This is a genomic window from Cellulomonas bogoriensis 69B4 = DSM 16987 (assembly GCF_000767165.1).
In the GTDB taxonomy this organism is placed as follows: domain Bacteria; phylum Actinomycetota; class Actinomycetes; order Actinomycetales; family Cellulomonadaceae; genus Actinotalea; species Actinotalea bogoriensis.
Genome location: NZ_AXCZ01000138.1, coordinates 1 through 7,497, shown reverse-complemented (window position 1 = coordinate 7,497; position 7,497 = coordinate 1). Strand labels below are relative to the sequence as shown.

Here is a 7,497-nt window from a genome sequence, read left to right as displayed (position 1 = left end):
GAACGGGCCCTGCAGCTGGGGCGCCCCGAGCGCCTGGCCCAGCCCGTGCGCCTGACCCTGCGGGGCCCCGGGCGGCGCACCGGTGACCTGCTCGCCGTCGCCGTCACCGCCGTGGTGGTCCTCGGGCTGCTCGCCCTGCCGTTGGTCACCGTCCTGGTCCGCTCGTTCCGCACCCCCACGGGCTGGGGGTGGACCAACTACGCGAACCTGGCGACCACCGGTGGCCCCAACACGCTGAGCGTGACCGTGTGGGACGCGGCGTGGAACTCGTTGCGGATCGCCGTCGACGCCACCGTCATGGCCGTGGTCGTCGGGGGACTGGTGGCCCTCGTGGTGTCCCGACGGCCCCGCACGTCCGGCGCCAGACGGGCGGTGCGCACCATGGACGCGGTGTTCATGCTGCCCCTGGGGGTCTCGGCCGTGACCGTCGGGTTCGGGTTCCTCATCGCCCTGCACCGGCCCCTGGGCCTGGACCTGGACCTGCGCGGCTCACCGCTGCTCATCCCCATCGCCCAGGCGGTCGTGGCCACCCCCCTGGTGGTGCGCACCGTCCTGCCGGTGCTGCGGGCCGTCGACCAGCGCCTGCACGAGGCCGCCGCCGTCCTGGGTGCCTCACCGGGCCGGGTGCTGCGGGCCGTGGACTGGCCGATCGCCGCCCGGTCCCTGGGCCTGGCCGTGGGGTTGGCGTTCGCGGTGAGCCTGGGGGAGTTCGGCGCCACGTCGTTCCTCGCCCGCCCCGACAACCCCACCCTGCCGGTGGTGATCTTCCGGTTGATCGGGCGCCCCGGGGCGGAGAACCTCGGCATGGCGCTGGCGGCGTCGGTGGTCCTGGCGCTCATGACCGCGACCGTGATGGCGTTGACCGAGCGGCTGCGTGCCGGGGGAGCGGGGGAGTTCTGATGACCACACCGGGCACCAGCACCGGCACCGGCACCGGCCTGGGGGTGCGGGGCGTGACCGTCCTGTACCGGGACGAGGACGGGACCGTCGCCACCGCCGTCGACGGTGTGGACCTCGACGTGGCACCCGGTGAGGTGCTGGCGCTCCTGGGTCCGTCGGGGTCGGGCAAGTCGAGCCTGCTGCGTGCCGTCGCGGGCCTGGAGCCGGTGGCCGCCGGTCACCTCACCTGGGACGGTCGCGACCTGGCCGGCGTCCCGGTGCACCGCCGTGGGTTCGGGCTCATGTTCCAGGACGGGCAGCTGTTCCCCCACCGGGACGTGGCCCGCAACGTGGCGTTCGGCCTGGAGATGGCCGGTGTGCCGCGCCGGGACCGGGACGCCCGCGTCACCGAGCTCCTGGACCTGGTGGGTCTGGCCGGGTTCGGTGACCGGCCCGTCACCACCCTGTCCGGCGGGGAACGGCAACGGGTGGCCCTGGCGAGGTCCCTGGCACCCCGACCCCGCCTGATGCTCCTGGACGAGCCGCTGTCCGCACTGGACCGGGCCCTGCGTGAGCGGCTCGCCGGGCAGGTGCGTAAGGCCCTCACCGCCACCGGTACCACCGCGGTGTTCGTCACCCACGACCACGACGAGGCGTTCACGGTCGCCGACCGCATCGCCGTCATGGACCACGGCAGGCTCCTGCAGGTCGCCCCACCGGCCGACCTGTGGCACCGGCCCGCCACCCGCCGGGTCGCGGAGTTCCTCGGCTACGAGGCGTTCACCACCGCCCCCTCGCGCCCGTCCGGCACTGGGACCCCGTCGGGGCCGTTCGCCGCCCTGGGCGCCCCGGACGGCACCGTCCTGGCGTTCGGGCCGGGGTCGCTGCACCGCGATCAGGACGGGCCCGTGCACGGGACGGTCGTGACCGCCGGGTTCCGGCGCGGGGTGGTCGAGCTGGTGGTGGACGTCACCGGGCTGGGGCAGGTGACCGTCGTCGAGCCGAGCGGCGCGTACCTGGGCGGGGCGCCTGCCCCGACCCCCGGCGACCAGGTGCGTCTGCGGGTCGACGAGGGTGCCGTGGCCCGTGTGCCGAACGCCACAGACGGTCCTGTCGGGCGTGGTTGAGAGGGGTGCCGGGGCGCCGGAGAAGGGGGGTGCGTGTGCACGTCGGTCACGGATCGGGCCCGACCCGACTATCGTCGCCACGTCGTCGCACTGCCCCGACCTGGGGTGGGATGTGATGCGAATGTGGTCAGAGTGTGCACGTGACCCTCGTGGGTGCCATGCTCGGACCGCCGTACCGCTGAGGAGGAGAACATGGCGAGCGAGGATCGGGTGCTGGTCGACACGGTCGTGAAGGCTGACCCGGACACGGTCTGGAAGGCCGTGCGCGAGCCGGACGCCGTCCACCGGTGGTTCGGGTGGGACGACGAGGGGCTCGCCGCTGAGATCGAGCACATGTTCGTCGAGCAGCCCGAGGGTGACGACGACGCCCGCACGGTGGCCTGGCCCGACGGGGACGTCATCGACCTGGAGCCCGCCGACGACGGCGCCACCCGGGTGCGCCTGACCCGGCGCGCCCACGAGGACCCCGACGCTGCGATCGGTGTGTACGACCCGATCGACGAGGGCTGGATCACGTTCGTCCAGCAGCTGCGGTTCTCCCTGGAGCACCACCCCGGTGCGGACCGTCGCACCGTGTCCGTCACCGGTGTGGACCTGGGCCCCGAGGACGACGCCCTCCTGGCCCGCCTGGGCCTGCGCGAGCTCGGCGAGCAGCCCGTGGGCTCGGGGTACACGTTGAGCCGCGCGGACGGGTCGACGTTCACCGGTGAGATCTACTTCCAGACCGACCTGCAGATCGGGCTGACCGTCGCCGAGGAGGGCAACGCCCTGCTCGTCATCGCCCGGATCCCCCCGGCCGCCGCACCCCCCAACGGGACGGCCACGTTCGTGCTCAGCACCTACGGCCTGGACGACGAGCACTTCGCCGCCCTGCAGGACCGCTGGTCGACCTGGTGGGACGTGGAGGCGGAGGCCCCCGCCGGCTGAGCCGGTCCCGGACGGTCACGAGCCGCGCACACCTGCGAGCGCGGCCCGGATCCGTGCGTGCGCGGCCTGGTCCAGGGGGAGCAGCGGCCGTGGCAGCGCACCGGTCGGTGCCAGGCCCAGCTCCGTGGCCACCGCACTGACGACGCGCAGGCTGCCGTGGGCCAGCATGAGCTCCCACAGGGCGGACAGGCTGTCGCTGATCGCGAGCGCGGTCCTCGCGTCACCGGCGGCGGCTGCGCGGGTGATCTCCAGGCACGGTCCCGGTAGGAGCCCGGCGAGGACGCTGTACCAGGCGTCGGCTCCCGCGGTGAGGCCGACGGCCGCCGTCGGGTCCCCGCTCACCCCGACGGTGACGCCGCGGGGAAGGAGTGCCCTGACGGTCGAGATCCGACGGGAAGCGCCCTCAGGATCGGCGGGCACGGGTGCGATCTTGACCGACGCGATCCCCTCCAGGGCGCACACCCGCGCCAGGAGGCGGTCTGAGAACGTCACCCCGGTGGTGCGCGGGTTCTCGTACACGCTCACGGGCGCCAGCAGGAGACCCGCGGCACCGGCGGCCTGGGCGTCCTCGCCCAGGCCCTGCCCGAAGGACGGTGGCCCCAGGCGAACCGGCCTGGGGCCACCGCGGTGTCACGGCTGGTTGAGCGTGTACTCGGTCCCGGTCAGCGGGACGGTCACCTGGGTCCCGAACGGTGGGAACGCGTTCGGGTTGGCGGCCAGGTAGAGGGTCCCGATCTCCTTGGCGAGCTCGGCGTAGAACCGGGCCTGGTTCTTGTTGTACTCGCGGTCCTGGTGCGGGTCGGGGTCGATCCGGTACTCGACCGGATCGGCTCCCTCCGTCCAGATCTTGATGCCCCGGTGGCCGGTGCGCAGCTCGGCGTACTTGAAGATCGTGCCGTTGACGTCGACGGTGGGTGCCATGGTTCCTCCTCGTGCAGGTGCGGGTGTGCTGGGTGGTGCGTGCCGGTGGTCGGGCGCCGCACGTGAGGTCAGGTGAGGGCGATCACCTCCGTGGCGACCACGCCCGCGACCTTCGCCGCGAGCGTCTTGCGCATCTGGGTGGTGAAGACCGCCGGGTTGGCGAGCATCCGCGCGTGACGCAGATCCATCGACGTGCGGCGCCAGGACCGGGCCTCCAGGAAGTCCGGCCCGTCGGCGGCGGGGCTGACCCCGACGTAGGTCCACAGCATGACCAGGCCGTCCGAGGCGTGGGTGGCCTGCACGACGAGGCACCCGCGCCCGCTGTCGGTCGGGAGCCGGCCCCACGCGGTGGTGCTGGTGCGCGGGTCCTTCCCGGCCGTGGTGATGCTGCGCTGGAGGCCCTGCGCGGCTGTGGCGCCCGCCGACGCCTTCCATGACTGGGCGACCGCGTCCAGGGCCGAGCCGTGCAGCGGGAGGGTGGTGGTGGTGCTGCCGGAGTCGGTGACGTTCCACCCGACGTCGGCCGCCAACGACCGCATGTCGGAGAGGACGGCGTCCGTCCCACCGGTGGTGCGCCCCGTGGCGACGTGGATCGCCAGGAGCAGGGTGTGCACGACGCCGTCGCGGTCGGCGTCGGGCAGGTCGGGGTCGAGGTGCAGCAGTGCGCCGTCGACCAGGAGGGCCTGGGGTCTGGTGCTCATGGTGTTCCCTTCCGGGGGTGGGGGTGCCGCACCTAGGGGGTGGAAGGTGCGGCACCCCGGCTCGTCACAGGTCCGGCAGGTTGGCGATGTAGCCCTCTGCGTGGGTCCCGAGCTTCTCCAGCACGCTGGAACGGACGCGCTTGTAGACCGACTCGTTGAAGCTCAGCGCCGTGGCGCCGTCCTCGATGGACACCGACGTCGCGGAGTACTGCGCCCACAGGAACCGGGTCGAGGTCTCCGTGCCGACGAACCGGAACGCCGACAGCTGGAACGCGACCGAGTCGTTGGTCTCGTTCGCCAGGCCGACGGTGAACGTGCCGGCCTTGTTCGACGTCGAGTGGTGGTCGTAGATCGTCCAGGGCGCGCCGCCGCTGTTCGCCGAGGACTTCAGGGCCTTGAGCGCGGCCTCCACGATCCCGAGCTCGGCCGGCGCCACGATCGCGGCCATGATCTCCATCACGACCCGGTCGATCTCCACGGTCTTGGTGCGCGCGGTGTAGCTGCCGAAGCTGATGCCCTGCCCGGTGAAGCCGATGTTCTGCAGGAACGTCGCGACGGACTTGTAGTACTTGATCGGCTCCTCGGCCGGGTCGTTGCCCTGCTTCACGGCGACGAGCTGGGCCAGGCCGAGGGCGTTGTTGAGGTCGTCCTTGTGCTGGGCGGAGACCTGCGAGGTGAACGACACGAGCGAGTTGCCGACGACGGTGCCGCTCTCCTTGTCGTCCTGCTGGGCGCGTTCGGAGCCCGGCGCCTGCGCCATGAGTGCCGGCTTCGCGAGCTGGAGGCCCTCGAGGTCGACGCCCGCCAGGGCCTGGTCGGGGTTGTGCGTGGTCATCGTTCCTCCCGAGAAGGGTTGGGTGTGCTTGCAGGTCCATGGGAGCGGGACGCCGGCCTCGGGCCCGCCGCCCGGGTGCGAGGGGGCCGTCGGACTTCCGTCAGGGCCCGCGACCGCTACGTGGGTGGGCGGTGACGGGCACGGCGCGGGGGCGTGCGATCCGTGGTGCGCCTGCGTGCGCCCAGACCACCCCAAGGGGGGTGAACCGCCCGCCCGGGGTCGTGGGTGCCGGCGGTCCCGGGCGCCTTGTGCGCAGGTCGCAGGCGTGCGGTGGCGTGTGCGGGCGCCTGACGGGTGGGGGCCCGCCGTGACCGGTGCGCCGCCCACGGTGGACCTGACGCCTGTGCCGCGTACCGCTGCGTGACGGGAGCGCCTCACCGGGCGACCCGCGCGGTGACGGTCCTGTGCTCACGAACTGCGGGCCGTTACCTTGATCGGGTCGCGAGGCCCGTCAGGGGGGCAGATGAGCCATGCACTGCAGCTGTTGGGGCCGTTCCGGCTCCGCGTGGAGGGGCGCACCAGACCGGTCGCGCACTCCGTCGCACGCGTGCTCGCGGCGCTCGCGCTCGAGGGCGCGATGTCACGCACGCAGATCGCTGCCCTGCTGTGGCCCGACACCGACACCAACCAGGGGCTGTCCAACCTGCGCACGATCCTGTCGCGCCTCGGACGCACGGTGCCCGGGGTCGTGGAGTGCGAGGGGTCGGTCGTCGCTCTCGCTGAGACGGTGTCGGTGGACGTCGACGCCGTGATGTCGTGGGTCACCTCGACGATCTACGGCGGGGGCGGTCCGCCGGCGGAGCTGACCGGGCCTCCCGCAGAGCTGGTGCGGCCCCTGCTCGCGGGCTGGGACGACCCGTGGGCCGCCGAGCACCGTGACCGGTTGCGGCTCCTCACCTCCCAGGCCCTGGAGTGCGCGGCGTCACGACTCCTGGTGCTGGGTCGGCCCGCCGAGGCACTGCCCTACGGGATGGCTGCGGTGTCGGTCGAGCCGTGGTCCGAGAGCGCCAACCGGGTCCTGATCGAGATCCACGCCAGGCGCGGGGACCCGGCCGGCGCCCTTCGGCAGTACGAGCGGTTCAGCCGTGCGCTGGAACGTGAGCTGGGCGTCCAACCTGCGCCCGACATCGTGGCCCTGATCCGTCAGCTGTTCCCGTTCGGCACCGGCCGGGTGTCTACCGCGAGCCGGTCGGCATGAGGGCGGGCCCCCGGTCGCCGACGGGCAGGGTGCGGTCGGCCACGGCGTCGGCGAGGGTGTGGTCGTGGGTGACGAGCACCAGGGCGCAGTCCTTCTCGGCGACCTGCGACATCAGGCAGCCGATGGTCTCCTCCTGGGTGACCAGGTCCAGGCGTGAGGTGGGCTCGTCGGCGAACAGCAGCACCGGGTCCAGGAGCATCGCCCGGATGATCGCCAACCGTTGCAGCTCCCCGCCGGACACCTCACCGGGGCGGCGCTCGAGCAACGACCCGGGCAGCCGCAGCTCGGCCAGCAGACCGTCCAGGCGGGCCGTGGGGACGTCGTGGCGGCGCAGGACGTCCCGCAGCGACGCCCCCAGGGGCACACGTGCCGGGAACGAGGCCCCGGGGTCCTGGTAGAGCTTCTGCACCCTGCCGGGCGCCAGCCCTGGTGCACGCTTCACCTGACCGGTGTCGGGCGCGGCCAGGCCCAGCAGGACGTTGCCGAGGGTCGTCTTGCCCGAGCCGCTCGGCCCGGTCAGCGCCAGGCGGTCCCCGACGCGGACCGTGAGGTCCACGTCCTGGAACAACGGTCCGTCACCGAAGCCCTTGGACAGCCCGGTGGCGGTCAGCACCGCGGGGGCGTCGTCGGTCAAGGGACCGGGTCGCATCCACGGGTGGTCCCAGGCCCGGGGCTCGGCGTCCAGCAGGCGCCGGGTGTACGGGTGGGTGGGGGTCGACAGCACGACGTCGGCCTCACCGCGTTCGACCACCGTCGACTCGCGCATCACCAGCACCAGCCCGCCCAGGTCGCGGGCCAGGTCCAGGTCGTGGGTGATGGTCAGGAGCATCCCGCCGTCGGCGCAGTGCCGGCGCAGCAGGTCCGCGAGCGCGCCCCGGGCGGTGGCGTCCAGCCCGGTGGACGGCTCGT

At 73.2% G+C, this 7,497-nt stretch carries 9 protein-coding genes; 4 read left to right on the top strand and 5 right to left on the bottom strand.

Annotation, left to right across the window (positions count from 1 at the left end):
- From N869_RS11380 to N869_RS11370, 3 genes are all read left to right on the top strand, one after another.
- The coding region (locus N869_RS11380) for an ABC transporter permease (RefSeq protein WP_035061741.1) at positions 1 to 900 on the top strand (900 nt) is incomplete at its 5' end.
- On the top strand, positions 900 to 2,006 hold the full coding sequence (locus N869_RS11375) for an ABC transporter ATP-binding protein (protein ID WP_052105459.1): 1,107 nt from the start codon (positions 900 to 902) through the stop codon (positions 2,004 to 2,006). The genes N869_RS11380 and N869_RS11375, both read left to right, overlap by 1 nt.
- Positions 2,007 to 2,198: 192 nt before the next feature.
- Positions 2,199 to 2,933, top strand: a complete 735-nt coding sequence (locus N869_RS11370) for an SRPBCC family protein (protein WP_035061740.1) — start codon at positions 2,199 to 2,201, stop codon at positions 2,931 to 2,933.
- Positions 2,934 to 2,948: 15 nt separating this feature from the next.
- Here the strand turns inward: N869_RS11370 and N869_RS11365 are convergent, their stop codons facing one another.
- The 4 genes from N869_RS11365 to N869_RS11350 all read right to left on the bottom strand — a co-directional run bounded on the left by N869_RS11365 (position 2,949) and on the right by N869_RS11350 (position 5,390).
- Entirely contained in the window at positions 2,949 to 3,458 is a 510-nt protein-coding gene (locus N869_RS11365; RefSeq protein ID WP_052105458.1) for a dihydrodipicolinate synthase family protein, read from the bottom strand.
- 105 nt (positions 3,459 to 3,563) lie between these two features.
- Positions 3,564 to 3,854 carry a hypothetical protein gene (locus N869_RS11360; protein WP_035061738.1) on the bottom strand — a complete coding sequence of 97 codons (291 nt, stop codon included), beginning with the start codon at positions 3,852 to 3,854 and terminating at the stop codon, positions 3,564 to 3,566.
- Between the two features lie 68 nt (positions 3,855 to 3,922).
- Positions 3,923 to 4,555, bottom strand: a complete 633-nt coding sequence (locus N869_RS11355) for a hypothetical protein (RefSeq protein ID WP_035061736.1) — start codon at positions 4,553 to 4,555, stop codon at positions 3,923 to 3,925.
- 64 nt (positions 4,556 to 4,619) lie between these two features.
- Positions 4,620 to 5,390: a hypothetical protein gene (locus tag N869_RS11350; protein ID WP_035061734.1), complete on the bottom strand. Its 771-nt coding sequence runs from the start codon at positions 5,388 to 5,390 to the stop codon at positions 4,620 to 4,622.
- A gap of 463 nt (positions 5,391 to 5,853) precedes the next feature.
- Here N869_RS11350 and N869_RS11345 point away from each other — a divergent pair, with 463 nt between their 5' ends.
- On the top strand, positions 5,854 to 6,588 hold the full coding sequence (locus N869_RS11345) for an AfsR/SARP family transcriptional regulator (protein WP_052105457.1): 735 nt from the start codon (positions 5,854 to 5,856) through the stop codon (positions 6,586 to 6,588).
- Here the strand turns inward: N869_RS11345 and N869_RS11340 are convergent.
- The coding region (locus tag N869_RS11340) for an ATP-binding cassette domain-containing protein (protein WP_035061731.1) at positions 6,566 to 7,497 on the bottom strand (932 nt) is incomplete at its 5' end. The genes N869_RS11345 and N869_RS11340 overlap by 23 nt on opposite strands.